Annotated in this window: 23 protein-coding genes; 11 read left to right on the top strand and 12 right to left on the bottom strand. The window is 63.3% G+C overall.

From position 1 onward, the window contains the following. The first annotated feature begins 373 nt into the window (after nucleotides 1-373). From UC34_RS11865 to UC34_RS11835, 7 genes are all read left to right on the top strand, one after another. Nucleotides 374-1,171: a DUF2092 domain-containing protein gene (locus UC34_RS11865; protein WP_052811003.1), complete on the top strand. Its 798-nt coding sequence runs from the start codon at nucleotides 374-376 to the stop codon at nucleotides 1,169-1,171. A gap of 559 nt (nucleotides 1,172-1,730) precedes the next feature. Beyond that, the gene (locus UC34_RS25385; RefSeq protein ID WP_044455716.1) at nucleotides 1,731-1,916 is read left to right on the top strand and encodes a hypothetical protein; all 186 of its coding nucleotides are present in this window, start codon (nucleotides 1,731-1,733) and stop codon (nucleotides 1,914-1,916) included. A 141-nt stretch (nucleotides 1,917-2,057) separates the two neighbouring features. Then, nucleotides 2,058-2,474, top strand: coding sequence for an alternative ribosome rescue aminoacyl-tRNA hydrolase ArfB (gene arfB, locus UC34_RS11855; protein WP_044455715.1), 417 nt, complete (start codon nucleotides 2,058-2,060; stop codon nucleotides 2,472-2,474). A gap of 124 nt (nucleotides 2,475-2,598) precedes the next feature. Beyond that, nucleotides 2,599-2,886: a helix-turn-helix transcriptional regulator gene (locus UC34_RS11850; RefSeq protein WP_044458053.1), complete on the top strand. Its 288-nt coding sequence runs from the start codon at nucleotides 2,599-2,601 to the stop codon at nucleotides 2,884-2,886. A 141-nt stretch (nucleotides 2,887-3,027) separates the two neighbouring features. Then, the gene (locus UC34_RS11845; RefSeq protein ID WP_044455714.1) at nucleotides 3,028-4,323 is read left to right on the top strand and encodes a type II toxin-antitoxin system HipA family toxin; all 1,296 of its coding nucleotides are present in this window, start codon (nucleotides 3,028-3,030) and stop codon (nucleotides 4,321-4,323) included. A gap of 130 nt (nucleotides 4,324-4,453) precedes the next feature. After that, the gene (locus tag UC34_RS11840) at nucleotides 4,454-5,089 is read left to right on the top strand and encodes a DUF2239 family protein (protein WP_044458052.1); all 636 of its coding nucleotides are present in this window, start codon (nucleotides 4,454-4,456) and stop codon (nucleotides 5,087-5,089) included. A 236-nt stretch (nucleotides 5,090-5,325) separates the two neighbouring features. Beyond that, nucleotides 5,326-6,681, top strand: coding sequence for an MATE family efflux transporter (locus tag UC34_RS11835; protein ID WP_052811001.1), 1,356 nt, complete (start codon nucleotides 5,326-5,328; stop codon nucleotides 6,679-6,681). On the opposite strand, the gene UC34_RS11830 is transcribed toward UC34_RS11835, so the two are convergent. The 3 genes from UC34_RS11830 to UC34_RS11820 all read right to left on the bottom strand — a co-directional run bounded on the left by UC34_RS11830 (nucleotide 6,579) and on the right by UC34_RS11820 (nucleotide 8,744). Further along, the gene (locus UC34_RS11830) at nucleotides 6,579-7,793 is read right to left on the bottom strand and encodes an MFS transporter (RefSeq protein WP_044455712.1); all 1,215 of its coding nucleotides are present in this window, start codon (nucleotides 7,791-7,793) and stop codon (nucleotides 6,579-6,581) included. The genes UC34_RS11835 and UC34_RS11830 overlap by 103 nt on opposite strands. 508 nt (nucleotides 7,794-8,301) lie before the next feature. Further along, nucleotides 8,302-8,541 (bottom strand): ChaB family protein, encoded by a 240-nt coding sequence (locus tag UC34_RS11825; RefSeq protein WP_044455711.1) that lies wholly within the window; start codon nucleotides 8,539-8,541, stop codon nucleotides 8,302-8,304. Between the two features lie 47 nt (nucleotides 8,542-8,588). Continuing rightward, nucleotides 8,589-8,744, bottom strand: a complete 156-nt coding sequence (locus tag UC34_RS11820; protein WP_044455710.1) for a DUF3309 family protein — start codon at nucleotides 8,742-8,744, stop codon at nucleotides 8,589-8,591. A gap of 449 nt (nucleotides 8,745-9,193) precedes the next feature. Between UC34_RS11820 and UC34_RS11810 the strand changes: the two genes are divergently transcribed. After that, nucleotides 9,194-10,392 (top strand): IS3 family transposase gene (locus UC34_RS11810; RefSeq protein ID WP_167370682.1). Its coding sequence is split into 2 segments (ribosomal slippage): nucleotides 9,194-9,509 and nucleotides 9,509-10,392, totalling 1,200 coding nucleotides; the frame shifts between segments, so codons are not numbered across the junction. A 43-nt stretch (nucleotides 10,393-10,435) separates the two neighbouring features. Here the strand turns inward: UC34_RS11810 and UC34_RS11805 are convergent. The 6 genes from UC34_RS11805 to UC34_RS11780 form a co-directional block, all read right to left on the bottom strand. Beyond that, nucleotides 10,436-10,876 (bottom strand): PRC-barrel domain-containing protein, encoded by a 441-nt coding sequence (locus UC34_RS11805; protein WP_044455709.1) that lies wholly within the window; start codon nucleotides 10,874-10,876, stop codon nucleotides 10,436-10,438. 194 nt (nucleotides 10,877-11,070) lie between these two features. Beyond that, complete coding sequence (locus UC34_RS11800) at nucleotides 11,071-11,433, bottom strand: BON domain-containing protein (RefSeq protein ID WP_044455708.1); 363 nt, start codon at nucleotides 11,431-11,433, stop codon at nucleotides 11,071-11,073. Nucleotides 11,434-11,709: 276 nt separating this feature from the next. Beyond that, the gene (locus UC34_RS11795) at nucleotides 11,710-12,609 is read right to left on the bottom strand and encodes a BON domain-containing protein (RefSeq protein ID WP_044455707.1); all 900 of its coding nucleotides are present in this window, start codon (nucleotides 12,607-12,609) and stop codon (nucleotides 11,710-11,712) included. Nucleotides 12,610-12,940: 331 nt separating this feature from the next. After that, nucleotides 12,941-14,527, bottom strand: coding sequence for a diguanylate cyclase (locus UC34_RS11790; protein ID WP_052811000.1), 1,587 nt, complete (start codon nucleotides 14,525-14,527; stop codon nucleotides 12,941-12,943). Between the two features lie 131 nt (nucleotides 14,528-14,658). Beyond that, a complete protein-coding gene (locus tag UC34_RS11785; protein WP_044458050.1) occupies nucleotides 14,659-16,068 on the bottom strand; it encodes a DUF2252 domain-containing protein in 1,410 nt (469 codons plus the stop codon). A gap of 112 nt (nucleotides 16,069-16,180) precedes the next feature. Continuing rightward, the gene (locus UC34_RS11780; RefSeq protein ID WP_063389830.1) at nucleotides 16,181-17,962 is read right to left on the bottom strand and encodes a mechanosensitive ion channel family protein; all 1,782 of its coding nucleotides are present in this window, start codon (nucleotides 17,960-17,962) and stop codon (nucleotides 16,181-16,183) included. A 449-nt stretch (nucleotides 17,963-18,411) separates the two neighbouring features. Between UC34_RS11780 and UC34_RS11775 the strand changes: the two genes are divergently transcribed. The 3 genes from UC34_RS11775 to UC34_RS11765 all read left to right on the top strand — a co-directional run bounded on the left by UC34_RS11775 (nucleotide 18,412) and on the right by UC34_RS11765 (nucleotide 22,370). After that, nucleotides 18,412-20,532, top strand: a complete 2,121-nt coding sequence (locus tag UC34_RS11775; RefSeq protein WP_044455706.1) for a putative bifunctional diguanylate cyclase/phosphodiesterase — start codon at nucleotides 18,412-18,414, stop codon at nucleotides 20,530-20,532. A gap of 153 nt (nucleotides 20,533-20,685) precedes the next feature. After that, nucleotides 20,686-20,973, top strand: a complete 288-nt coding sequence (locus UC34_RS11770; protein WP_044455705.1) for a helix-turn-helix domain-containing protein — start codon at nucleotides 20,686-20,688, stop codon at nucleotides 20,971-20,973. Between the two features lie 50 nt (nucleotides 20,974-21,023). Then, nucleotides 21,024-22,370 carry a type II toxin-antitoxin system HipA family toxin gene (locus UC34_RS11765; protein WP_157123158.1) on the top strand — a complete coding sequence of 449 codons (1,347 nt, stop codon included), beginning with the start codon at nucleotides 21,024-21,026 and terminating at the stop codon, nucleotides 22,368-22,370. Here UC34_RS11765 and UC34_RS11760 read toward each other — a convergent pair. The 3 genes from UC34_RS11760 to UC34_RS11750 all read right to left on the bottom strand — a co-directional run bounded on the left by UC34_RS11760 (nucleotide 22,360) and on the right by UC34_RS11750 (nucleotide 26,030). After that, nucleotides 22,360-22,929: a winged helix-turn-helix transcriptional regulator gene (locus tag UC34_RS11760; RefSeq protein ID WP_044455703.1), complete on the bottom strand. Its 570-nt coding sequence runs from the start codon at nucleotides 22,927-22,929 to the stop codon at nucleotides 22,360-22,362. The two genes, UC34_RS11765 and UC34_RS11760, sit on opposite strands and share 11 nt — an antisense overlap. Nucleotides 22,930-23,178: 249 nt before the next feature. Continuing rightward, nucleotides 23,179-24,723 (bottom strand): DHA2 family efflux MFS transporter permease subunit, encoded by a 1,545-nt coding sequence (locus UC34_RS11755; RefSeq protein WP_044458048.1) that lies wholly within the window; start codon nucleotides 24,721-24,723, stop codon nucleotides 23,179-23,181. A gap of 161 nt (nucleotides 24,724-24,884) precedes the next feature. Then, nucleotides 24,885-26,030, bottom strand: coding sequence for an HlyD family secretion protein (locus UC34_RS11750; protein WP_044455702.1), 1,146 nt, complete (start codon nucleotides 26,028-26,030; stop codon nucleotides 24,885-24,887). Nucleotides 26,031-26,145: the final 115 nt, after the last annotated feature.

Here is a 26,145-nt window from a genome sequence, read left to right as displayed (position 1 = left end):
CGCATCGATATCGTCACACCTTGTTACAAAAATATTCGTGGAATTCAAGTAATTCTTAATCCGTTCGGATGATGGTTTCCGGTCTTGACAGTTTGCAATCCAAATCACTATTCTGGCTCCACGCATTCTGTCCCGGCCTGCCCCTGGCATCAGGCGGCACGGGGGCTGATTTTCGACCTGTCGCGAAACCGCACGGCGCATCGTACGGCGCAGTGAATCAGGGCGTTGTTGCATGGTCATGCCTGCGCGCCGTCCGGCGTCGCGTCTGCATTGGTTGTCGTCCCGTTCAGTTCCACCATTCGAATGAGGTCACACAGTGCCTTTCCCGTACTCTCGACGTACTCCCCGACGAAATCCGCCTCGCGCCCTTGCCATGGCCGTGCTTGCAAGCGCCCTGCTCGCGACCACGCCGGCCATGTCTCAGGCGCCGCAGGCGGACAGTTCGCTGCCCGTTCAGGGCATGCCGGAAATGCAGCAGGGCGCGGTGGACGCGCTCACCAAAATGAGTCGGTATCTGCGCTCGCTCAAGCGCTTCCATGTGGACGCGGATACGGTAACGGACGCCGTGTTGAGTACCGGACAAAATGTCGGCTTTCTCCATCACACCGAGTTGTCCGTTCAGCGCCCCGACAAAGTGCGGGCCGTCGTGACCGGCCAGGCACGCAATCGCGGCTTCGTCTATGACGGCAAGACCTTTACGCTTTATGAGCAATCGCAGGGCAAGCGCTACTACAGTCAGGTCAGCGCCCCGCCAACGATTGACGAACTGATTCGGGATATCGACGAGAAATACCGGATCGGCATGCCATTGGCGGATCTTTTCTATTGGGGAATGGATCCCGACGACGCCGCGCAATTACGCTCGGCCTTGTTTATCGGGCTCGACCGGGTCGATGGCGAATGGTGCAATCACTACGCCTACCAGCAACCGGACGTGGATTGGGAACTGTGGATCAGCGCCGGCTCGCGGCCGGTACCCTGCCGGTTCGTAATTACGGATACGTCGCAGCCGTCACGCCCGCGACATTCGGTGAATTACCGCTGGGACGTCAATCCCACGTTCCCCGCCGGTACGTTCACATATAAGGCGCCAGCAGGTGCGCAGCGAATCGAGATGCGCCCGCCGCCCGCGGCCCTGGAAGGCGCGCCTGCGACAGGAGGTCAGAAATGATGCGATCGACCTCAGCCTCGTCTGATGCCGGAAAATTCCGCAAGCCGCGCGTGAGCGCCATTGCGCGCGCCACTTGTCTGGCCGCCGCGACGGTTCTCGTCATGACGTCCACCGCGAGCCACGGATTCGGTTTTCGCGGCGGCGCGCGCACCAGCCTGCATGCTGGCGGCGGCGGGTTCCACGGAGGTGGCGGGTTCCATGGCGGTGGTGGATTCGAGGGCGGTGGCGCCCCCCATCAGGGCAACTTGAGCGGCGCCACCCGAGGCGGCGCGCCGATGCACGCCAATGCGGGCGGTCCTTCCGGCGGCCCACCCCATGCCGGCGGGCAACCGCCGGGGCCGGGACCGCATCCCGGGCCCGGCCCGGGTCCCGGACCGAATCCGTCGCCCAACCCCGGCCCGGGACCTCACCCGCCTGGTCCTGGCCCTGGTCCTGGTCCTGGCCCGGGGCCTCACCCGCCGGGACCGCCCCCCGGACCCGGGCCGGGGCCGGGACCTCATCCCCCCCGCCGCCACCGCCGCCCCCTCCCTACTATTGGGGCGGGGGTTGGTATGACCCCGTGGCTGCAGCCGTGACCATCGGGGTGTCAGCCGCGATCATCGGCTCTACGGTCGCCTCGTTGCCACCGAGTTGTGTGAGTACGGTCGTCAACAATGTGGCCTATCAGCATTGCGGCTCGACGTGGTATCAGCCGGTCTATTCCGGCACCACAGTCAACTTCGTCGTCGTTGCGGCGCCGCACTGACGCGCCGGTCTCGCGCAGCGCCCCTGGCTGCAAGAATGGCGTCGGACATTGCGTCCGGCGCCATTCGCAGTCCGTCGGCACATGCCGGGCCGCATCGGGGCGCGCTTGTGGATGGCTTGGCGGCAACGGTATCCTTGCGCCATGAACCGACGCATTCTCATCGCTCCCGAAGACGTCGAATTGACGGCCATGCGCGCTCAGGGCGCCGGCGGTCAAAACGTCAACAAAGTCTCCAGTGCCATTCATCTACGGTTTGACGTCATGCGCTCGTCGTTGCCCGACGAGGTCAAGGCTCGCCTGCTCGCCCGGCTCGACAGCCGCATCACCCAGGACGGCGTGATCGTTATCAAGGCACAACAACACCGTTCACAGGAGCTGAACCGGGCCGACGCGCTTGCGCGCCTGCAAGCGCTCGTCGATGCTGCCGCGGTCATCCCGAGACGCCGCGTCCCGACACGGCCGACGCTTGCGAGTCAGGTACGCCGCCGCGACGCCAAACAGGTTCGCTCGCGGGTCAAGGCCTCCCGGGGCAAGGTTCATTCGGGACGCGACGAGTAATGCTACTTTTTCTTAGCATTTTCCACAAAAAGCTAATTTAAATTAGCTTTTTGACGTGCGCCATCTTGAGAAAATGCTAAGATAAAGCATCATTTCTCACAAAAAGCGCATTGCCATGAGCTTTATGGAACCGCTGATTGCGGCACGCAAAGACGCTGGGCTGACGCAGGCTGAACTCGCCGATCGGGCGGGCCTGTCGCGCATGACCGTACAGAGAATGGAATCCGGCACGCTCGACCCCCGCATGTCGACTGTGTTGGAGATGTGCCGCGCGCTGGGCCTCGAACCCATGCTGGTGCCCACAGGGCTCCGGCAGGAAGTCGAGGCCTTCCTTCGTTCAGGCGGCAAATACCTTGCGCAGCCCAGCGGGGTATCCGCGCCCCCTTCCATCGTCGAGACGCTCGGCGGCTGATCCGGCCGTTCTGCATGAACTCGCCCATGGCGATGCCCTCAATGTGCCGGAGCCAACGAGCCAGACGAGACAACCAGGACGAACGGGACCAACCGGGCTCACGGGACTAACTGGACTAGTCGGGCCAATGAGACGCTTGCCATGAACATCAAATACTTGCGCGCTTATCTGCACCAGCCTGACGGCACGCGTTGCGCCATCGGCTACCTCTCGCAGTACGGCGATATTCTTCGCATGTCGTTCGACGAGGACTACATCGCCGACGCCCGTCGGCCGGTACTCTCGCTCGCATACCGCGGGGCCAATGAAAGCGCAACGCGCGAAATTCTTGCCTCCCCTCAGGACGTTCGTCTCGTGCGGACCGACGGACGCTGGCCGGTGTACTTCGAAAATCTGCTGCCCGAAGGTCACAACCGAGAACGTCTCGCCGCCGAGCGCCATTGCAGCCCGGACGACGAATTCGAACTGCTCGCCGCCGCGGGCCATGATCTGATGGGCGCACTGGAAGTCGAACCGGTGCCTGCTCGTGAAGGCGTGCCGGATGTGGTGCATCGCTGGCATACGGCACTCGGACTGGAAATGGTCGAGCCGGGTTTCGTCGACACGCCTGTGGAAGATGCCGCGTCCTTGCCGGGCGTGGTGACGAAGTTCTCCGCGATTCGCGACGGGCGTCGCTACGTCGTGAAGCGTCAGGGACGTGCAGGCTCGGTCATCCTCAAGCTGCCCACGACCCGCCATCCGGATCTCGTCGAAAACGAGTACACCGGCTACCGGCTGTGTGAAGCCCTCTCGCTCGACTGCGCAAAAGCGGAAATCATCTCCCGGCATGACGCGGATCTACCCGAGCAAGTGCCGTTCGAGCATATCCTCGCCGTGCCGCGTTTCGATCGCCTGCCCGACGGTCGACGTGTGCACATGGAGGAGTTCGCCCAGGTGCTTCAATATCCGCCGCGCAGCAAGTACGGACGCGGTCTGGACATCGACTACACCACGATGTTGCGCGTACTGGATCAGCTCTCCGGCCAGCCGGTGCAGGATGTCCGGGAGTTTCTGCGCCGGCTGATCGCCTTCATCCTGCTGGGCAATACGGATGCGCATCTCAAGAACTGGGCACTGATCTATCCGGACGCCCGAACGCCGCAACTGGCGCCGGTCTACGATCCGGTGTGCGTCGCGGCGTTCTTTCACGACGTGCCGCCGTCGCACTATGGCGTGAATCGCGCGATCGACAAGACGCTGCGCGCGTTTGACTGGACCGCCCTCGAAGCGCTTATCAAGGGGGCCGGACTGTTACGTAGCGGCCGGCTGATGACGATTGCGCGGGAAACGGTGAAGCAAGCACAGGCCGATTGGCCAGCGCTGCTCGACGATGCCCCGCATGCGGTCAGGGCCACCGTGCTGGAACGTCTGAACGGCGGCGTGGCGTTGACTGCCTGAGCACACGAGTCCACGAACGCAAGAGCACAAAATATTATCCGGGTAATATTGCACTTCAATTAACACCCGGGTAATATTCACCAGTATCGACACTACGCTATCGCTACTGGAGTCTGCCGTGAGCACTGCATTGACCACCGGATCACTCGGATACACCGTCTTTCGCGACAAGCGCCGCATTGCCGCCGGCTCGCTTGCCGACGCCGCCATCGCCTTTCAGCAGGCGATGCTCGCCGACCCGAACGCGTCGGTCCTCATTTTCGATAACCTCACTGGCGATACGCGCGATGTCGACGTGCGCGGCACCGCCGCCGACATCCGGGTGCGTTATCCCCTACCGGCAGCCTCCACGGCCGACATGACCGCTGGCACGGCAAACGACGCTGCGCACGATGCCGACGCCCCGCCGAAAAGCCGGGGACGTCCCAAGCTCGGGGTCATCGCGCGCGAAGTGACGTTGCTGCCGCGCCATTGGGACTGGCTCGCGGAGCAACGCGGCGGCGCCTCCGTCGCGCTTCGCAAACTGATCGATGAAGCGCGCCGCGCCAATGTCGAGCGAGACACACAACGGCGCGCGCAGGAACGGGCGTACAGCTTCATGTCAACGATGGCCGGTGACCTGCCGCACTTCGAGGAGGCATCCCGCGCGCTCTTTGCGCACGACCTCGACGCACTGGAGGCACGCATTGTCGAATGGCCGGAAGACGTGCGTACGCATCTGATGCGCCTGACGTCCACGGAAGACCTCGTCAGCGCCACGCCGTAAGCGCAGAAGGTGCCTCCGGCGAAGTAAGCGAAGCCAGGTCCCCTTCCGGCCCATTCCGTGATTTCCGTGCACACCCCGAACGGTTCGCCGTTCCGGGCGGACCTCTTTTTGCTGTTCGTCCGGTTCATTCCCATTCGTTCGATAACAAAAGCAAACACACCATGAAGCCAACCACCTCTGCTTCTCACCCCCCGCCCAGACCTCTCTGGAAATCCTGGCTCCTGATCGCGGTACCCATGATGCTGACCAACGCGCTCCAGTCGATGGCGGGCACGGTCGACGGCATTTACCTCGGCCACCTGATCGGCACCGACGCGATTGCCGCCGTCTCGGCGTTCTTCCCCGTCTTCTTCTTTTTGCTGGCGATCGTGATCGGTCTGTCAGCCGGCGCGACAGTGATGATCGGGCAGGCATGGGGCGCGAAAGACATCGCCCGCGTGCGCAACATTGCGGGCACGGCCTTGATGATGATGTGCGGCGCGGGCGTCGTCGTCAGCGTGCTGGGTGGCTGGCTCGCCACGCCGCTCATGCATGCGTTCGGCACGCCTGAGCGCGTATTCGAAGCGGCCACGCAGTACGCTCGCGGGATGCTCGTCGGCATGCCCGTGGTGTTCCTGCTCTGGCTGACGACATCGATGAGTCGTGGCACGGGCGATGCCGTCTCGCCGCTTCTCGCCCTGCTCATTGCCACGCTGCTTTCGCTGGGTCTCACGCCGGCATTCATCGTCGGTTGGGGCCCCTTCCCGGCATTGGGCGTCACGAGTGCGGTGGCATCCACCCTGCTGGCGTTCACCGTCGCCCTCATCTGGATGGGCCTTCACTGGCGACGCAAAGGTCACCCCCTCGCGCCGAATCGCGAGCTTTGGCGCGCACTTCGATGGCATGGCGAACTGGCGCGCGGGATCCTGCATATCGGTGTGCCGACGGCCATTCAAATGCTGACGATGGCGATCGCCGAAATGGCGCTGCTGAGTATGGTCAATCGTCACGGGGCGAATGCCACAGCAGCGTATGGCGCAGTTACCCAAGTCATGAGCTGGCTGCAACTGCCCGTGATGACGCTGGGTGTCAGCGCATCGATCCTTTGCGCCCACGCCATCGGGGCTGGACGCAGCGACCGCATCGGCGCCATCGTGCGCACGGGCTTGCTGTGCAATTTCGGGCTCACCGGCACGCTGGTCGTCGTGATCTATCTGGTCGCGCCAACGATTCTGCGCGGGTTCCTGACCGATCCCGACGTGCTGTCGCTGGCGACGCACTTGCTCTATATCGTCGCGTGGAGCGTGTTGGTGATGGGAACGACGGCCATCATGACCGGCGCCATGCGGGCGAGCCGCAAGGTGTGGGTGCCGACGTTGCTCGGCGTCGTCGGGCTGCTGGGCATCGAGGTACCGGCGGCATGGATGTTCGAGCGGATCGCCGGGCTGACCGGCATCTGGTGGGCGTACCCGCTCGCCTTCATCGCCATGCTGGCCATGCAGGGGATGTGCTACCGGGCCTTCCGCCGCGCGTCGCGGCGTGCCCACAGGAACATGACCATCCCCGCGCAGGACAGCAAAGCGCCGACCCAACCGGTCGACGTCCAGCCGTAACCGGCGGTGATCGCCACGCCGCCGAGCCATGCGCCCGCGGCGTTGGCCATGTTGAAGGCCGAATGGTTGAGCGCCGCCGCAAGGGTTTGCGCCTCGCCGGCGACATCCATGAGACGAATCTGCAAGGCCGGACCGATGATGATGATCGTGCCAATGGCGAGTACGTTGACACCCGCCAGCCAGGGATTCGCCGACGTGAACGTAAAGGCGATCAGCAACAACGCCGACCAGATGAGCGTGCCGCCGATCGCGCGCATGAGCGAAGCGGCAGCGACCAGACGCGGCCCGATGATCGTACCGCCGACCATGCCCATACCAAACAGCGCGAGATAGAACGGCACCCAGGCCTCGGGAACGCCCGCGACCTGCATGAGCGTGGGCTTGATATAGCTGAACACCGCGAACATGCCGCCAAAGCCGATCGCACCAATGCCGAGCGTGAGCCATACCTGCGAGTTACGCAGCGCATTGAGCTCACGCAGCGGACTGGCGCCATGCGGTGCCGGCGCATCGGGCACCCAGCGCCAGACGAGAAACGCGGTCAACGTGCCAATGAGGCCGACCAGCACGAACGCGGCACGCCAACCGAGCCATTGGCCCAGACCGGCGGCAAGCGGCACTCCGAAAAGGGTTGCGAGCGTCAGTCCCAGCATGACCTGTCCGACGGCATGCACGCGCCGATGCGGCGGCACGAGCGAAGCGCCGACAAGCGCCGCCACACCAAAGTAAGTCCCGTGCGGCAGGCCGCTCAGGAAGCGCAGAATGATCAGCGAGAGGTAGCCCGGCGCCATGGCGCTTGCAAAATTGCCGACGGCGAACATCGCCATCAGTGCAATCAGAAACGCGCGGCGCGGCAAACGCACGCCCAACACGGCAAGCAAGGGCGCGCCGATCACCACACCCAATGCGTACGTGCTGATCGCATGACCGGCTTGCGGGATCGTGATGTCCAGACCTTTGGCAACGTCGGGCAACAAGCCCATGATGACGAACTCGCCAGTGCCGATGCCGAACCCGCCCATGGCCAGCGCCACGAAAGACAGCCAGACGGGGATGGACGACGGGGGCAATGCTTCGGACGTCTCGGCGGGGAGAATTTGGGGGGTGCTCATGGGGTTCGATCATGACGGCCGGCATGGCGCCGGCAATGTTCGTCATCCGTGCGTGTCGGTGACGAGGGCGATGGGGAAACGGAAGAACGTCGGCATGGAGACTACGCTACAGGCGCCATACGGTCGCGCCGCAGCAAGGCATCTCCCCTTCAAAGACGTCGATTTTACGCCAACGGGGCAATCCTTGCAGGACGGATACCGCAGCGCAACATCATGAAAACGTCACAATGACGTGCGTTTCGCAATCATGAAGCCCTCGTTTGTCCGCACCGCAATAATCGAACGGGCCGAGTGCAATGTGCATCGAGAACAGCGCCTCTGAACCGCACGTAGAAGACACCTGGAAGGCACGCGAGTGGCCCAAACAACACGCCCGCGCAGCACATAAAAAAACCGGCCCAGTGGGTGGGCCGGCAAGGTACGGTTGCGCTCCGGTTGCGGGAACCGGATGCAATCGTATTGGGGGTCGTCAGGGAGCGGCTTTGGCCTCCCCCCCTGGAACTACCGATCAGTGATGTTTCTTTTCGTGCCACCGACCGGACTTGTCATCCTTTTCATACGTTTTCTTCACGGCGGTCCACGCCACTTTGTGGGCGGTCTCTTCGCGCGATTCGTGACCGCGCCGCTCGCCCGGATCCTTGTATTCGTCCCAGGCCGAATTGAACGCCTTGAGGTAAATCTCCTGCGCGTGCGCCGGCAAATGATCTTTGACACTCGACGGCAATTCATGCGTCTGTCGATACGGCATGATGGGTCCTCCTTGTGCGACTTGCGCCTGTGCAACATTGACGGGCGTCAGATATGCCCCATCACCACAAGCAACACGACGATAAGCACGATCAGCCCGATGCCGCCGGACGGGTAGTAGCCCCATTCCCGGCTATGCGGCCAGGCAGGCAGCGCGCCGACCAGCAACAAAATCAGAACAATCAACAAGATGGTGCCAAGCATGACTTTCCTCCCTTGCCGATCCAATGTTCAGCAGTATTTGCCCGTCGCCGCCCGATCCTATGCGCCCGTTGAGTACCACATCCGTGCGCGACATCGTTGCCCAACAGCGTGAGGCGACGTATTTGCCCGGCGGTCTGGCAGGCGGCTCCTCCACTGGCGGGTCAAGCGGTCGGTCAGGCGGGGGCATCGGTGTCGGTTCGTCCTCATCTGGGGGCGACTTCGGCGGCGGCGTCCCCGGCGGCTTGCCCGGCCCGTTCGGGTCAAATGGCTCGGGCAGATGGGCATGCTGACGGCGAACCTGCATCGTTGGCCGGCAGATGTCGGTTTCGCTCGGCATAGACAAGTTCTCCCCCGGTGGAGCGGCCCCACGTATCTGAGGACACGAGGACTCTCTTAAAATAAGGGATAGTCTTGTGCCTATCAGTAAGCCTAGTCATTACGTGGAAAGCATCGAAATTCTGACCGAGCCGGAGCGCCGTCGTCGGCGCACGGCGCAGGAAAAAATCGCCATCGTGCAGGAAACATTGGAGCCGGGAGCGTCGGTGTCGGCCGTTGCACGTCGGCACGGCGTCAATGCCAACCAGGTGTTCGGCTGGCGCAAGCAATACCAGGAAGGCAGTCTGGCGGCGGTGAAGGCGGGTGAAACCGTTGTGCCGGCATCTGAGCTAGCCGCCGCCATCAAGGAAATCAAGGAGTTGCAACGGCTACTCGGGAAGAAGACGTTGGAGGTCGAAATCCTGAAAGAAGCCGTGGAATGGGGCCGGTCAAAAAACCTGATTGCGCGCTCGCCCTTGCTGCCGGGGGACGACCGATGAAGACGGTCTGCGAAGTTCTCGGCGTGGCGCGCTCTGCCGTGGCGGTGAAGCGAGCTCGCTCGTCCGACTGGCGCGATGGTCGCCGTGCCCGCGTGACCAACGATGCCGGGCTGGTCGAGGAGATTCAGGCCCATGTGGCGCACCTTCCTACCTATGGCTACCGGCGTGTCTGGGCGCTGCTGCGCCGCAGTCGGGAGCAGAGCGGTGCGCCGTGCATCAACGTCAAGCGCGTGTATCGGGTCATGCGGGAGCATCAGTTGCTGCTGCGCCGCCCCGGCGTGCGGCAAGACAAGCGGCGGCATGACGGTCGCGTTGCCGTGGAGCGCAGCAACACCCGCTGGTGCTCCGATGGCTTCGAGTTCCGGTGCGACGATGGTACGCCGCTGCGCGTGACGTTTGCGTTGGACTGCTGCGACCGCGAGGCGATTAGCTGGGCCGCAACGACCGGCGGGCATAGCGGTGATGTGGTGCGCGACGTGATGCTGGCCGCCGTCGAACAGCGCTTCGGCACCACGCAGGCCGCGCACCCCATCGAATGGCTGACGGACAACGGCTCGGCCTACATCGACTACCGCACGCGCAGCTTCGCTCGCGAACTGGGTCTTGAGCCGCTGACCACGCCGGTCCGTTCGCCGCAGAGCAATGGCATGGCCGAATCGTTCGTGAAGACCATGAAGCACGATTACGTCGCCTATATGGACAAGCCTGACGCACCAACAGCGCTCTCGCGTCTGGCAATCGCGTTTGAACACTACAATGAGCGCCACCCGCACAAAGCCTTGAAATACCGCTCGCCTCGCGAGTTCAGGCGTAATGCGGTGTCATCAACCTAACAGTGTCCGCCTGTCCTGAGTTACAGGGGCAACTCCACCCGGCTTAATGCCAGTAAGGATCAACGGTGTAATAGGTATGCACCTGTTCGGCCCAATGCATGTCGGCCATGCTCGGCCAATGGTCCTTGTCGAAACCCGGCGCCTTCTTGAGGGCTTCCTTGTCGATGTCGAGAATGAAGCGCTTGTTCTCGACGTCGAGTTGCAACGCATGCCACGGAATGGCGAACAGTTTGTCGCCCATGCCGAGGAATCCCCCGAACGACAACACGGCATACGCCACCGTGCCGCGCTGGACGTCGAGCATGATGTGCTTGACCTTGCCGAGGCTCTCGCCTGCGGGATTCACAACGTCTTCCGCGTCGAGCGTGTCGGCGGCCATCACCGATGGGCCCGGACCGTCGGGCAGCTTGTGCGAAGCGCCCACGATACGTGCCCCTGATTGTCCTGTCTGGGGCGTCTGGCCCCGGCCGGTTTGCATGGTCATGATTCCTTCCTCCGTCACAAGTGAAGTCGAGGCGCCCATCCGCGCGATGGCTGGCAATGCATGACATCGTTTCAGGCGGGTTGGCGCGCCGACATGGAAAGAGTGCGGTCTCTTGCTCGGCGCCGCCAATTGGGCGACGCGACACCGTGTCCTGCAAATACTGCGACTGGCGTACGGTCTACCGCTGTCCGGCGTTACTTGGTCGACACCTTCAGGTCGTTCTTGACGTCGACGACGCCATCCACGCCCTTGACCGTATCCTCGATGAGCGTCTTTTGTGCCGATTCAGGCACCGAGCCCGTCAGATGCACGACACCGCGCACCGTCTTGACGTGCACCTTGGTCGACGGCACGTCCTTCTTGGCCAGGAGTTCGGCCTTGACCTTGGCGGTCAGCGCCGAGTCGTCGATCTTGCGGCCCGTATCGTTCATCGCGCTACTGGCGCTCGCGTTGTCGGCGATCTTGATGATCCCGCCTTGATCGAGCGCATGTGCGGCGATACCGGTGGTAGCGAGCGCGCCCGCCATGATGAACTTGAGCAGATTGGCTTGTTTCATTGTTGACCTCCCGAAATTAGCCGTCACATCGCCAGCATTGCTGCCTCGGGGCGTCACCTCCAGCACACTTCACGTGCGGCGCCCATGCGACGACCGAGTCTTAGGTGATACATCCCCTCGCCCGGAGATGCCCGGTCTTGCCTCTTGACCGGCACCTGCCGACGCGTCGCCGCATCGCAGATGCCGAAGTGTCCTTCTTTCGGTATTGGTTCCATACCGGCCCGGCAGCGTCCGTCGACATCGACCGAGACACAGACCGTCCGCGCCGGAACAACGTTAAATCTTGTGGCCTTCCTGGCTCTCGCCGGGACGGCTCATCGCCTTCACCCGGCGTTCGTGCAACTGGTTGTCGACACCGAGCACGCCCTCGACCTTGGCCGCTTCCGTCTGCACGACGTGTTGCATCCAGCGTTCGGGCACATAGCCGGTGAGCAGCACCAGCCCCGAGGTCACCGTCACCTCCACATGAGAGATGTCGAGATCGATGGCGTTCGACAACGTCTTGCGGATGTCCTCGTGGATGGCGGCGTCCGACCGCGACGAGTCGCGCGCATGCACTATCGTCTGCGCACCGACCGTGCCCTCCGGCCAGTCGACGCGACGCGCTTCGGACGGACTCTTCACCGGCTCGCTTGCGTTCGCAAACCCGGAGGCGTCGCGCCCCGTACCCGCGTAATCGTCATGCGGCCCGTAAGCGCTTTGCCGCCCGAACCTGGGATGCGCGCCTGGCGCAGCATCCGCAGGTCCATAGCCGCTCTCCTCGCCATGAGCAATCTCCGGCGCATAGCCGTGACCGCCCGAACCACTTGTCGAATCCTTTGCGCGGCCATCAGGGCCCGCTTGCCCTCCTTCTGCCTGGCCGTTGCGCTCGCCCTCAACGTCGCCCTTTGACCCGTGACGCTTGGGCTCGGAAGCGCCCAGCCACTTCGGATCGCGTTGCTCGTGGGCGTGAGCCGATTGGGCGTCGCGCTCCCGGGACTGTCTGGCCTCATGCGACTGAGGTGGCGCTTCACCGTCCGGTTCTGCAGGTTGCGCACCGCTCGTCTCGGCGTCTCCGTCTTCATGCGTCAATGCGTGATGCTGGTGTTGCCACTGGTCCTGCTCGCGCTGCTTTTCGTCACTGGCCATCTCGCGCATCTGGCGCGGCTTTGGCGACGGGGGGATACGCTTCGCCATGTCAGACTCCTTGACTGCAGTCCGTGCTGTCGAGGCTGGCACGTGACTTGTTGAAATTGATTGTAGGGAGCCGGTTCCATTCGGCGAATCGGCGGAATCTGAAAGATGTGTAGGCGGGCGCTGTCAAACACGCTTGTCCCGCTCCACCCCTAAATCGGGAAACCACGATCTCACGCTATATCAATGGGTTATCCAACATACTTGAGGTGACGATGGAGGATTGAGACCAACAAGAAAAAGGGACCGCAATGCTGTCGCGGTCCCGGCGGATGAAGAACAAACCAGACGATTCCTACGCCATGCTGTGCTGCGCAGGATCGGCGCCCCGGCGTCAGACCGGTGGCGTAGGGGGTGTGGGCGGTCGATGTGCGGCGTGCTCCGCATGCGGCGCGTCGTCCTCCGACGCCACGATGACCCGGTTGCGGCCAGTCGCCTTGGCGCGGTAAAGCGCGTCGTCTGCGGCCTTGACGAGCGCGTCGACCGTCTCTCCCGCACGCGGCTTGCGGCATGCCACGCCGACACTCACCGTGACGTGCCCAAAATCGCTCGACGCGTGCGCAAGATTGAGCCGATCGACGGCCAGTCGAATCCCCTCGGCCACCCGTTGTGCACCAATCGTGTCGGTGTCCGGCAACACGGCGATGAACTCCTCCCCGCCGTAACGTCCGGCGGCGTCCGACGGCCGTTGCAGCGCCGCCCCGATGGCGCCTGCCACGGCGGCGAGCGCGGCGTCGCCTGCCTGATGCCCGTGGGTATCGTTATAGCGCTTGAACCAGTCGATATCGATGAAAGCCACTGCCATCGAGTGCCCCGCCCGCCGCATGCGCCGCCATTCATTGGCCAGGATCTTGTCGAGCGAGCGGCGATTCGACAGCCCCGTGAGACCGTCGGTGCGCGCCAGCAAGCTGAGTTCGCGCTCCGCGCGCAAGCGCCGCCGCAACTGTGCCGCCAGCAGCGCCGACGTGGCAACGAACCCGATGTTGAGCAACAGGAACAGGCCACCGAACTCGATCACCCGCTTGTGCCATGGCGCCAACGTCTCTTCGCTCGACATCACGACGATCAGCGTGAGCGGGACGTTGCTCAGGAACCGGCGCGACATCAGGCCATCGCGCCCGAGAAAGCGGATGGGATAGATGCGATGATCGTCACGCCCCGGGGGCAACGCCTCGTAACGGCCGGTTTGCGCCATCGTGAGGCCGATCACGCTCTCGTCGTACGGTTTGCGCATGAGAATGGCGCCGTCTTTGCCCAGCAGCAGGATGACGCCCTCCCGCCCGACTTCGATGTGATCGAACAGATGGCGGAAGTACTCCGTATCGACGGCAAGCGACACCACACCGCCAAAGGCCCCGTCCGGGCGCGTGATGCGTCGGCTCAAGACCATGGTCGGCTTGTTATCGCGCAGGCGGGAATGCAGGAAGCCGCTGACGAAAAGACCGGCATGCGCGTCATCGCGATGCACCTGGAAGTAATCGCGATCCGAGAAGTTGAAAGGACGCGGCACCTCGCTCTCCGCGTCGATGACGATGTTGCCCTTCGGATCGAGCACCACCAGCGACCCGATATAGCGCGACGCGCCTGCCCGCTCGAAGATCAGTTCGCGGCGCAACGCCGGTGTCAGTGCGTCGACATCCGGGCGGGCCAGCAACTTCACTACCGCGTCGAGCGATGCTTCATAGACACGGAAATTGAGCTCGAGATCGCGCTCCATCACTTCGGCGATATTGCGCTGGTTGTCCGCCGCCCGGGCCAGCACCAGTAGCCGCCCTTCGTAGAGAAGCGCCACGGCCACCGCCATGACCAGTATGGAAATTCCCACGCCGCTCCAGACGATCAGCGTAGGCGTGCGCGACACCCAGCGCACCGCTGTACTCACCGCCACCGCCATACGCGCACGCAACCGATGCATCGGCATACTTCCCCGCTCTCCTCTTTCTCGGTGCACTCGGTGCATCAAGGTATCGATCATGACCGGATCAGACGTCCGGCCATGTCGCGCCGCGACTGCGCGACGGCTGGGCGACGGTTGGGCGATGTCACACGGCGTCACGCCATGAAATCGGCCGCCATGTCGGTATCGGTCCGGGCCTCGAGGCGTCCGTCGCGGCACGCCTTGCGGAACACCTCGTAGTCCCGTTCGACCTGATCGGCGTAATCCGTCGCGTAATGGATGAGAGCCTCACCCAGACGAATGCCCTTGCCCACGTAGCCGACCAGTTCCGCCGCACATCCGCCGGCCTTCGCATGTGCGCGGGCGAGTACCCATCCGCAAAGGCTGGCGTACTCGCGAAAGCCATCGGCACGGAACAATTCGAACTGGGCGGAGATTTTCATGTCGCGCAACTGGCGCCCATAGATACTCCGTCCGAACGGTCCGGTACCCCAGCCGAGGAAGGCGTCCGAGGCCGCCTGCATCAGACGCTGCCCCTCGACCACGCGACGCCCGTCGTGCTTCGGCGTCACGTTCTTGAAGAACCGCGAGACGACCGATTTCGACGCCTCCTTGAACTGAAGAAAAAGCGGTTGTTCGTGCGTATCCATCATCAGCAGCACAAGGCAACGCGTGCCGACACTGCCGACACCCACGACCTTGAACGCCAGATCCTGCTGCGTATAGCTCTCCAGCATACGGGCACGATCGGGGGGCAATGAACTGGTGTAACTCTTGTAGACGGGGGCGAACAGCGTGCGCCAGTCCCCCAGGCCGAGCCAGTCGTCCTCGGGACCAAACAGGGTCGTGGCCCCATGCACATGAAACACGGTCGGCGGCGTGTCCCGAATCTGCCAGTGATCGCCGATCTGCTGGGCGAACTTCGGCAGCACGTTCTCATGGGTGCGCCCGGCAGCGCGGGCAATACCGCGCTTGACACCTTCACGCACGCGCTCGGTACCCGCCATCTCCAGCATGCGCTCGAACGTAATCTGCTCGTGCCACAGCTCGATGGTCGGCATGTGCGCATACTCGTCCAGACGTCGCGCATACGTGTCGACGGCAGCGCGCACCATCTCCACGCCAAGCGTGTCGCCGAAACCAAACTGCCTCGCGGCCAGCACCAGACTGGCGCACAAGCGCTTCAGATCCCACTCCCACGGCCCCGGCGCCGTTTCGTCGAAATCGTTCAGGTCGAAGATGAGCTTGCGCTCTGGGGTCGCGAAACCGCCGAAGTTCGCCAGATGGCAGTCGCCGCAGATCTGCATCGTGAGCCCGGAATTCGGGGTGCCCGCCAGATCATGCGACTGGACGATGGCGCTCCCCCGGTAGAACGCGAACGGCGACGCCAGCATGCGCCCGTAACGCAGCGGCACGAGCGCCGCCACGCGGCCCTCGCTGCTCGTGCGCAGCAATTCCACGATATCCCGGTCCGTGTTCCCGAGATGCGAATGGCTGCTGCGTGGCGTTTTTTCGCGCAACTGGCGTCCGGCCGCAAGGCGCGCTTCGAACGGCACCGTCGGCACGCTCGGCTGCGAGGCAACGGTCGCCGGCGCCGCCGTCGGTGCAGCGGGCGCTGACAAGACGCACGCGCCGGCGTCCGGCGAACCGGCCTTTCGTATCAACGGCGTGGCGGGCCTAGCGGGCTTCACGGGCATGGCCGACTCCTTGTTCTTGTGATGTCGAAGCAGGCGTGAGCGACGCGTCCACGCCCTCGGGTGCGCGCGCCGGCGCCGGATACCAATGTTCCGGGCGGATTGTGAGCGGCGCATGCGGCTGTTCTTCGAAGTGCGGCGACATGATCTGCACGCCGTACTTGTTGAAGACGTCCTGAATGCTCTCGTGCAGCGCAGAGATCGCAGCGAATCGTGTGGAGGGGTCTCGCAGGGTAGCGAAAATTTCGTACTCGACGTAGAAGTCCGACAGCGCCCTTTGCAGCACATACGGCGCGGGATTTGCCGCGACCTGCGGCGTCTGGCCCGCCGCCTCGATCAGCATGGCGTGCACCTGTCGCCACGGCGTGTCGTAGCCGATGGTCAGCGTCGTGCTGATCGCGACGCCACGCCCCCGTCCCTGCGTCGTGAAGTTACGCACGGTCGACGCCACCACGACCGCATTCGGAATCGTCAACTCCTCCTGCGCCAGATTCACCAGCTTCACCGATAGCGCATCCACGCCCACGACCACCCCCGTCGCCTCGCCGATCGACACCAGATCGCCCTTTTTCAGCGCGCGGCTGTAGATCACCACCATGCCACTCATCAGCTGATTGACGATACCGCTGGAGCCCAAGGTCACCATCAGCCCCAGCAACACCGACAGCCCCTTGAAGACGTCGCTCTGCGCGCCGGGCATGTAGGGATAGGCAAAAGTCAGCGCCAGCCCCCAGACGACGACCGACACCAGACGACGTGTGGCGCCGGCGGTCTCGGGATGCATGCCGGGAATGGCGAGGCGTCCGCTCTGTACGGCATCGAAAACGTTATTGATCAGGCTTTGCAGCGCACGTGTGAGCAGGAAAATGACGATGACCGTCAGGATTCCCGGGATCGAGGCAGCCACGCCGATGCCGAAGCGGTCGACGAGCGACCAGAGGAAGTCGGACAAACGGGCGGCCGTCGGCTGACTGGCCGGGAACTGCATCAGCACGAAGATCAGATACAGGTAGGCGAAGGCCAGCGAAATGCAGACCGCGCCGATCTGCACCACCTGATGCACCAGATGGACGGCCGACCCGGTCCAGTCGAACGTGCGTGCCGTGCGTTGCAGGACGCGCTTCTCGAATGCGGTCTGCAAGCGGGACTCCAGCCGCGATCGCGCACGACCAATGGCGATCACCAGCAGGGCAAGCACCACGGCGCCGAGGGCCCCAAGCGCGATGCCGCGCAAAATGGTCGGCAAATGAAGCTGCTCGCGACGCGCCTCAAAAGCGATTTTCAGATGCTTTTGAACGTCGGCGACCGCGACGTCGAGCGTGCGTGGATCGCCTTGCGCCAGATCGTCGGCCGTCAAGGCAAAGAGAATCCGATCCTGAAGCCGAAACGCCACGCCCGAGACGCCGCCAAGCGACGCACGCAGTACGTCCACGGGCGCATCGAAGGCGCTGCCCGGCAGGCTGTCGAGCACCGCTTTGGCGCGTGCGGCGCGCACTTCGGGGCTCGCGCCGCCGAGCGCGGCGCGAAACGTCACGATTGGACGATCCATGAAGCGAAGCTCCACGCCATCGCGCGGATCGCTGGCGGACGCGTCGGCGTCAGGCGCCGATTGTCCGGCAGGGGCCGACGTGTTGTTGCCTTGCGTCGACACTGCGCCGGACGATGAAACTTCGAGGGCAAACGCTGCCGAGATTGCCGCAAACCCCGGCCCCACGGCCACTCCACACACCACCAGCACTTGCAACAGCCCCATGCGAATGCGCATATCACGGCTCCTGCGGGCAAGTTGGCCACCCGGATTGCACTCAGTAAGAGGAATTCCTACGGAATTCAGGCAAAATCTAGGGCTGCCGTACTCTGCCCCCTGATAGTGTTCTCAAGTCACGCCTGATTGCGTAGCCCCCGACGGGTTGCCACCTGGCACATTGCGTGAGCGCGATACGACGTCGAAGTCGCCAAATTCGCCGTATGCGCTCACCGCACAATGCGGTGCCAAGGGGCAGGTATGGACGGATTATTCACTATGGCATCGGCACTGTCGAGCATCGACGCGGATCGAGTCGCGTCGGACCGGATCGCATCGAGATGATGCGACATGACACATCGCGGGCGTCTGCCGCTGCCAAGGCTCTTGGAAATATTCCACCGCAATCCTCAACTCTCGGCGCCACGTGCCGATAACCAGTTAAGCGGGACTTTTCGGTCGGTTTTCATATGTCCAGTTCGTACAGTGGTTGGCTCGTTGCGCTATCGCTAGCAGTTGCCGTGCTGGCGTCGTTTACGGCGCTCGACCTTTCAGGTCGCATCTATCTCATGACCCACCGCGGCATGCGTCACGCGTGGCTCGCCGTGGGCGCGACCGCCATGGGCATCGGCATCTGGTCAATGCACTTCATCGGCATGCTTGCCCTGTCGCTCTCGCCGTCGTGGTCGCCCCTGGACTCGAAAGCCACGCTCCAGCTCGGCTATGACCCGGCCATCACGGCGGCCTCGCTCGGCATTGCCATCACGATCTCATGGGCCGCCCTCTGGCTCGTGGCGAGCGAGCGGTTCACGCGGTGGCGACTGGGCGGCGCGGGCGTGACCCTGGGTATCGGCATCGCCGCGATGCACTATTCGGGCATGGCGGCCATGAAAATGGACCCGGCCATCCGCTATGACCCGGTGCTCTTCACGGCATCGATCCTCATTGCCATCGCCGCGGCCACAGCGGCGCTCTGGATCGCGCGGACGTTGCGCGACGGCAGTCTGCGTTATGTCATGGCCAAGCGCATCGCCGCAGCGGGTGTGATGGGGCTTGCCATCACGGCGATGCATTACACCGGAATGTCGGCGGCGACCTTCGCGGCAGAGGCCATTTGCGGCGCGGCTAACGGCGTGAGCTCGTCGTGGCTGGTCACGACCGTGAGCCTCTTTACGTTCCTGATTCTGGTGACCACCCTGCTCGTCTCCCGCCTCGACGCCCGCACCAGTTTCCTTGCCAGTTCGGTCCTCCAACTCAACTCGCAGATCGCACGCATGGCGACCTACGATGCGCTGACCGATCTGCCCAACCGTCGCGCGTTGCATGACGCCGCAGCGCGCATGCTGATTAACTCGCGTCGTGACCAGCGACGGTTTGCCGTGCTGTTCATGGACCTGGACGGCTTCAAGACCATCAACGATTCGCTGGGCCACAACGTGGGCGACGATGTCCTGCGCGCGTTTGCCAAGCGCTTGCGCAAGAACGTGAACGGCGACGATGTGGTGGCGCGTCTCGGCGGCGACGAGTTCGTGGTGCTGCTCGGCTCCCTGTCGTCGCCGGAAGTCGCCGGCCGCGTGGCGCAGCGTCTGCTCGACGACATGCGCGACGGCCTCAAGGTCGGCGACCAGTCTCTGCACGTGATGCCGAGCATCGGCGTGGCACTGTATCCGGACGATGGCGACAGCATCGATTTGCTGCTAAAGCACGCCGATACCGCCATGTACGAAGCAAAGCGTGCCGGACGCGGCATCTTCCGCTACTTCGAGCCGCGCATGAATGCTGCGGCCCAGCGCACCTGGGAGATCCAGCAAGCGTTGCACGACGCGCAGAGCAACCAATACTTCTCGCTGCATTTCCAGCCGAAGTACCGGGGCGATACGGAGGCGCTCGCCGGCGCCGAAGCGCTGCTGCGCCTCACGCACCCGACCTTCGGCGAGTTGCAGCCGGTCGATTTCATTCCCGTGGCAGAGCGCACCGGCCAGATCGTGCAGATTGGTTATTGGGTGGTTCGGGAGACTTGCCGTCACATCCGGGAATGGGACGCCGCGGGCTTGCCGCCGGTCAAGGTCGCGATCAATCTTTCGCCCCGGCAGATGGCGCAATCGCTGCTGGTCGAGAACATTCTGGAAATCGTGCGCGATGCCGGTATCGCATGCTCCCGACTGATGTTCGAGATCACCGAGACCGTGGCGATGTCGGACGCACAGCACACGATCGACGTGATCCGCGCGTTCCAGGACCATGGCTTTGAAGTCGCCATCGACGACTTTGGCACGGGCTATTCGAGCCTGGCGTATTTGCAGCGCTTCCGTGTCAAGCAACTGAAGATGGACCGATTCTTCACCAACGGCCTGGACACCTGCGGGCGCGAAGGCAGCGCTGTCGTCTCCGCGATCATCGCACTGGCCCATTCGCTTGACATGGACGTGGTGGCCGAGGGCGTCGAGACGCCCTCACAACGCGAAGCGCTTCGGACGCTCGATTGCGATGAGTTGCAAGGCTTCCTGTTGGGCAAACCCCTCACGAGCGACGCCTTTGCCCGTCTGCTCGCTTCACTGCCGGGCATTTCCGGCGCCCCGGCGATGGCGTAACCGGTTCTTGCCGGGTCTTGCGCCAGGCCGATACAAATCCTGATTTGTATCTTCTATATACAAATCAGGATTTGTGTATACCTGCCGAATCCAGTTGAATTTCGCAAAAAACAAACTAGAATTTGTTTATCGAAAAAACAATCCAGGATTTGTATGGGTAACTTTGCAGTTCGGTCGCCGACGGACCTTACGCAGTTGCTGCAAGCATTCCGAAAGCAAACAGGCCTGAAGCAGTCGGAAGTCGCGACACGACTGGGCGTCACTCAGCAAACCATCTCCGCGCTGGAGCGCAACGCAGACAAGGTCAGTGCAGAACGGCTCCTTCAGTTACTGAGCATTCTCGGCGTGGAGATGATCCTGCGTACCGACGAGCCCTCCATGCAGCGGCCCCCACCTGCCCCGACCCAAGGGACCAAAATCTCGACTGACAAGGAATGGTAATGGTGACGGCAGGACACGGACGTGCTCGTGCGCAAAGGCTGGGCTTATGGATGAACGGCGCATTTGTCGGGACGTGGAGCATTGGCGCCAATGGCCGTGACTTGCTGCAATACGCCGAGACGTGGGTCGACTCGAATGAGGGCCGTCCAATCTCCAGATCCCTCGGATTTCTTCCTGGAAATGCGCCCCACCGGGGAGCCACTGTACAAGCCTATTTCGAAAACCTGCTGCCAGACAGCAAGGCCATCCGGGAAAGGGTCGCGCGTCGGTATCAACTCACAACGACCGATGCTTTCACGCTGCTGAGCGAGGTCGGTCGCGATTGCGCCGGCGCACTTCAGCTACTCCCGGACGGCATGGCGCCGGACGACATAGAGACGATCCACGCCACCCGACTCACCGACACGGAGATCGGCGATATTTTGCGCGGCACCGCTGACACCGCGACGACAGGACGTTCACCTCAAGACGATGTGCCAGACGATTTCCGCATATCCATTGCAGGCGCGCAGGAAAAAACGGCTCTGCTCAGACACGTCAGGAGCGGTCAATGGTGCATGCCCCATCGCGCGACCCCGACTACGCACATTCTCAAGCTTCCCATCGGGATGATTGGGCATGTGAAGATGGACTGGCGCGATTCCATTGAGAACGAATGGCTTTGCGCACAGATTTTCGCAGCGTACGGCCTTCCAGTCGCCGCATGCGAACCCTTGACGTTTGACGGCATGAAGGTGCTGAGCGTCGAACGCTTCGATCGGCGTTGGGTGGGACGAAACGAGCATGATGACAGCCCGTGGTTGCTTCGCATCCCACAGGAAGACATGTGTCAGGCAACGGGAACACCCCCGCACCTGAAGTACGAGAACGAGGGCGGGCCCGGGATCGACGCCATCATGGATGTGCTTGGGAGTTCACGCGATCCGGCACGAGACCGCAGGCATTTCTTTCTGGCCCAATTGCTTTTCTGGATGCTCCGGGCTCCCGACGGCCATGCAAAGAACTTCAGCGTCTTCATCCGCCCTGGCGGCAAAGTCGAACTCACGCCGTTTTACGACGTGCTCTCCGCATATCCGATTTTGGGTGACGGCCCGTCGCAGACGCCGGCAAACCGGATCTCGATGGCAATGGCGGTACGAGGGAAGAATGCCCATTGGAAGATGGTCGGCATCCACTTGCGCCATTGGCTGGCGCTCGCAGCCCGTCACGGCGTCACGACAGAGGATGGGCAGCCCGGCAAAGCGCTCATCGAGGCAATCGTGGAGATGACACCTCAGGTCGTTGATGCGATGAGTACACGACTTCCGCCCGATTTCCCTTCGAGGGTTGCCGAACGGATTCTGCACGGGTTAAGTGCCGCAGCCGACCAACTCGGCGCCGAACTGCTCAACGACTAACCTCCGTCGCGTCGGAAACGGCTGTCGCCTCATCGTCGGCGGCCGGAACGTCCGGGGTCGACTCGCCCGTCACGAACTCGGCCGCTCGCGCGAGCCGCGCCCGCATGTTTTCGCTGGCCGCCGGCCCGGCGCTCGGGATATGACGCTTCGGGTCGAGACGTGCGCCAGTCACGGCATCGACCACCACCGGCTCGACGACCTGGCCCGTCTCGCGGTCAACCAGTTGAGCCGCAATTCCCTCCGGTGCGAAGTGCCGGTTTCCCCACGCCAGTAGCGCCCACAATACCGGACGGAAATCGCGCCCCGCATCGGTTAGCACATATTCGAAGCGCGGCGGACGGTCGCAATACTGACGGCGCTCGAGCAGTCCTTCCTCGACGAGCGCATTCAATCGCCGCGTCAGCATATTGGGCGCGATATCCAGACGACGCTGGAAATCGTCGAAACGCGTCGTCCCATACCCCGCCTCACGCAGAATCAGAATGCTCCACCATTCCCCCACGCGTTCAAGGCTTCGGGCAATGGGGCATTGCATATCGCGGAATGTTTTTCGGTGCATACGGTTTCCTCGCATTCAGGGAAGTGACGGCATCGGACACCGGTGCGCGTCGCGCCCTGCCTATTACCATGCAAGTGAGCATAAGCGCGTCGACACCGTCGAGCAAGCCACCGAGGCTCGACGCGCTGCGATTATTCGGTCCTCGGTCGATTAGCCCACAAAATCTGATCGCAAATATCGATGAATATCAATCAGTTAAGAGATATTCGAAAAGTAATTTACTTGAAGTGAATTCTTCTGCCGGCGACCTCAATGCGCGTCCGCGCTCGGTGCTTTGGGCGGTGCAACCTTGCGCATCAACGGCACCATCAACGTGACGAACAGGAAGATCACGCCCAGGCCGCCGAAGATGTCGCCGAACGTGATCGTTTGCGCCTCGCGCAACGTCAGGAGCCAGAGTTGCCGTAGCGCCGCCGCCTGCGCGTCGAGCGCATCGAGGCCCGCCGCGCCCATTCGCGCCCCCACGCCGGCCAGCCACTGACCGACCGCCGGATTACCCTGCCCCATCGTTTCCGCAAGCCGAAAAAAGTGCAGGTTGGTCCGGTCGTTGAGCACCGTCGTACACACGGCAATGCCAATGGCGCCGCCCAGGTTTCGCATGAGATTGAACAACCCCGATGCCAGACGTAACCGTGCAGGCGGAAGGCTCCCCAGTGTGAGCGTCACAATAGGCGCGACCGCGAACTGTTGCGCCGCGCCGCGCAACGCTTGCGGCAGCAGCAGCTGCGCCGTGCCCCAGTCGTGCGTGATCGGGGCGAATTGCCACATCGACAAGCCAAACCCGCCAATGCCGACCATCATCAATATCCGCAGGTCGACGCGATTGGCGAGCAGCGTATACAGAGGGATCGACAGCAGTTGGAAGATGCCCGTCGAGAAGACCGCCATGCCGATCTCGAACGCCGAAAATCCTCGCACCCGGCCGAGGAACAACGGCGTGAGGTAGATCGTGGCGAAAATACCGATCCCCGTGGCAAACGAAAAGAAGCAACCGAGCGCGAAATTGCGCTGCTTGAGCGCCCTCAGGTCGACGATGGGCTGGGCGTATACGAGCGAGCGCCAGATGAACGCCACGCCGCACACTCCCGCCAGCCATGCCGTGGCGCGAATCGTGTCGTCGCCGAACCAGTCCCAGCGCGGCCCTTCCTCCAGCGTGTACTCAAGGCAACCGAGACTGACGGCCATGAGCACCATGCCGAGATAGTCCGCGCCGCGCAGCAACGAGACATCCGCACGGTCGATGCGCACCATCAGCGGCACGGTGACCGTCACGAAAATGCCCGGCACGATGTTGATGAAGAACAGCCAGTGCCAGGAATAGTTATCGGTGATCCATCCGCCGATGGTCGGGCCCAGCGTTGGCGCCAGCGACGATAGACCGCCGATCACCGCTGCGGCCACGACCCGTTGCGAACCGCCGAAAAAGGCGAACGCCGTGGTGAACACCAGCGGGATCATCGACCCGCCCAGGAACCCTTGCAATGCGCGAAACGCGATCATGCTCTGGATGTTCCACGCCGCACCGCACAGCAGACTCGCCAACGTGAAGCCCGCAGCAGACGCCGCAAAGACCCAGCGCGTCGACATCACCCGCGAGAGCCACCCCGAGAGCGGGATCACGATGATCTCGGCGATCAGGTAACTTGTCTGCACCCAGGCCGTTTCGTCGGCTCCCGCAGACAGCCCGCCGCCGATGTCCCGGAGCGAGGCCGATACGATCTGAATGTCCAGCAGCGCGATGAACATGCCGACGACCATCGTCCCGAAAGCAATGATCTTGGCAGGCGTGGACATGGACTCCGCCGAGAATCCGCCGCCGATGGGTGGTGACGGTGGCGACGGTGGTGACGGTGGCGACGCCGGCGCCGGGCGCTCATCGTTCGCGGAATGCGCGGGCTTGGCGGCATCGCTCACGCCTGCGGGAAGCGGCGACACCGCCCCGGCTTGCGCGGCGCTCATCTTGCCGCCACCTTCGCGGCGGCCGGCGCGAGCGCCTTGTCGCCATGGCGCTCACCACGCGAGTCCACTTCCGCGGTCACCGAGAGGCCCGGGCGCAACGTCCCCAGGCGCGCATCGACGTCGTCGAGTTGCACACGTACCGGAACGCGCTGCACGATCTTGGTGAAGTTACCCGTCGCGTTCTCCGGCGGGAGCACGCTGAACTGCGCGCCGGTCGCCGGCGCCAGGCTGGCGACACGACCGTGGAACACACGCCCGGGCAGCACGTCGGCCTCGATCTTCACCGGCATGCCCGGACGCAGATGCGCGACCTGTCCTTCCTTGAAATTCGCGTCGACCCACAAGCCATGCGCCGGCACGATCGCAAGCAGTTGCGTGCCCGCTTGCGCATAGGCGCCGGTGCGCGCGCGACGATTACCGACCGTGCCATCGACCGGTGCGCGCAGCACGGTGTACTCCAGGTTGAGCCGGGCGATGTCGCGTTCGGCCACCGCCTGCGCCAGCGCCGCCTGCGCCTGCTGTTTTTGCGTCGCGATGACATCGAGCTGACGCTCGGCGGCCACCGCGCCGGCCTCGGCCCGCTCGCGATTCGCGCTGATCTGCTTGTAGTCCGCGTCCGCCTTCTGTGCGCTTTGCACCGATACCGCCGACTTGGCGACCAGATCCTGATAGCGCACCTGGTCGTCGTGTGCGCGGCGCGCGTCCGCCGCCACCGCCACGACACTCGCTCGCGCCTGCGCAATCACGGCCGTCTGCAATCTGGCGGTCGCGTCGAGATTGGCCAACAACGCCTGTTGGGCGGCAACCGCCCCTTCCGCCTTTGCCAGCGCGGCCCGGTAATCGCGATCGTCCAGGCGCACGAGCACGTCGCCCGCGCGCACCGCCTGGTTATCCGTCACCAGCACTTCGGCGATATATCCCGGGACTTTCGGTCCAAGGACGGTAACGTCGCCACCGACATAAGCGTCGTCCGTCGTCTCGAAATACCGCGCAGTTGTCCACCAGTAGGTCCCGTACGCCACTGCGGCAATCGCTGCCACGACCACGGCACTGCGCACGACAAGACCGCGCGGAAACGATCGCTCAAGGGGATGGCCGCCCGTCGGGCTGTCGCTGTGGGTCGGCGTGCTGGGGGATGTCATGGGTGGGTCCTTCTTCGCTCTGGAGGGAATATCCGGTGGTGTCCATACGACACGCAACCCGGGGTTGCTTTCATAATGGAAGTGAGTATAGAGTTGCAACTATCATCTTGCAAGT

It is taken from the genome of Pandoraea vervacti (assembly GCF_000934605.2).
GTDB lineage: Bacteria > Pseudomonadota > Gammaproteobacteria > Burkholderiales > Burkholderiaceae > Pandoraea > Pandoraea vervacti.
The sequence above is the reverse complement of the archived record's forward strand: the minus strand, read 5'-3'. Positions and strand labels throughout refer to the sequence as shown.

Coding starts and splice junctions, on each gene's coding strand:
- UC34_RS11845 (WP_044455714.1), top strand. CDS start 3,028: ATGAACATCAAATACTTGCGCGCTTATCTGCACCAGCCTGACGGCACG.
- UC34_RS11755 (WP_044458048.1), bottom strand. CDS start 24,723: ATGTCCACGCCTGCCAAGATCATTGCTTTCGGGACGATGGTCGTCGGC.
- UC34_RS11790 (WP_052811000.1), bottom strand. CDS start 14,527: ATGCCGATGCATCGGTTGCGTGCGCGTATGGCGGTGGCGGTGAGTACA.
- UC34_RS11795 (WP_044455707.1), bottom strand. CDS start 12,609: ATGGCGAAGCGTATCCCCCCGTCGCCAAAGCCGCGCCAGATGCGCGAG.
- UC34_RS11750 (WP_044455702.1), bottom strand. CDS start 26,030: ATGACATCCCCCAGCACGCCGACCCACAGCGACAGCCCGACGGGCGGC.
- UC34_RS11765 (WP_157123158.1), top strand. CDS start 21,024: ATGAACGGCGCATTTGTCGGGACGTGGAGCATTGGCGCCAATGGCCGT.
- UC34_RS11850 (WP_044458053.1), top strand. CDS start 2,599: ATGGAACCGCTGATTGCGGCACGCAAAGACGCTGGGCTGACGCAGGCT.
- UC34_RS11820 (WP_044455710.1), bottom strand. CDS start 8,744: ATGCTTGGCACCATCTTGTTGATTGTTCTGATTTTGTTGCTGGTCGGC.
- UC34_RS11825 (WP_044455711.1), bottom strand. CDS start 8,541: ATGCCGTATCGACAGACGCATGAATTGCCGTCGAGTGTCAAAGATCAT.
- UC34_RS11830 (WP_044455712.1), bottom strand. CDS start 7,793: ATGAGCACCCCCCAAATTCTCCCCGCCGAGACGTCCGAAGCATTGCCC.
- UC34_RS11770 (WP_044455705.1), top strand. CDS start 20,686: ATGGGTAACTTTGCAGTTCGGTCGCCGACGGACCTTACGCAGTTGCTG.
- arfB (WP_044455715.1), top strand. CDS start 2,058: ATGAACCGACGCATTCTCATCGCTCCCGAAGACGTCGAATTGACGGCC.
- UC34_RS11805 (WP_044455709.1), bottom strand. CDS start 10,876: ATGACCATGCAAACCGGCCGGGGCCAGACGCCCCAGACAGGACAATCA.
- UC34_RS11775 (WP_044455706.1), top strand. CDS start 18,412: ATGTCCAGTTCGTACAGTGGTTGGCTCGTTGCGCTATCGCTAGCAGTT.
- UC34_RS11780 (WP_063389830.1), bottom strand. CDS start 17,962: ATGCGCATTCGCATGGGGCTGTTGCAAGTGCTGGTGGTGTGTGGAGTG.
- UC34_RS11800 (WP_044455708.1), bottom strand. CDS start 11,433: ATGAAACAAGCCAATCTGCTCAAGTTCATCATGGCGGGCGCGCTCGCT.
- UC34_RS11760 (WP_044455703.1), bottom strand. CDS start 22,929: ATGCACCGAAAAACATTCCGCGATATGCAATGCCCCATTGCCCGAAGC.
- UC34_RS11835 (WP_052811001.1), top strand. CDS start 5,326: ATGATGCTGACCAACGCGCTCCAGTCGATGGCGGGCACGGTCGACGGC.
- UC34_RS11865 (WP_052811003.1), top strand. CDS start 374: ATGGCCGTGCTTGCAAGCGCCCTGCTCGCGACCACGCCGGCCATGTCT.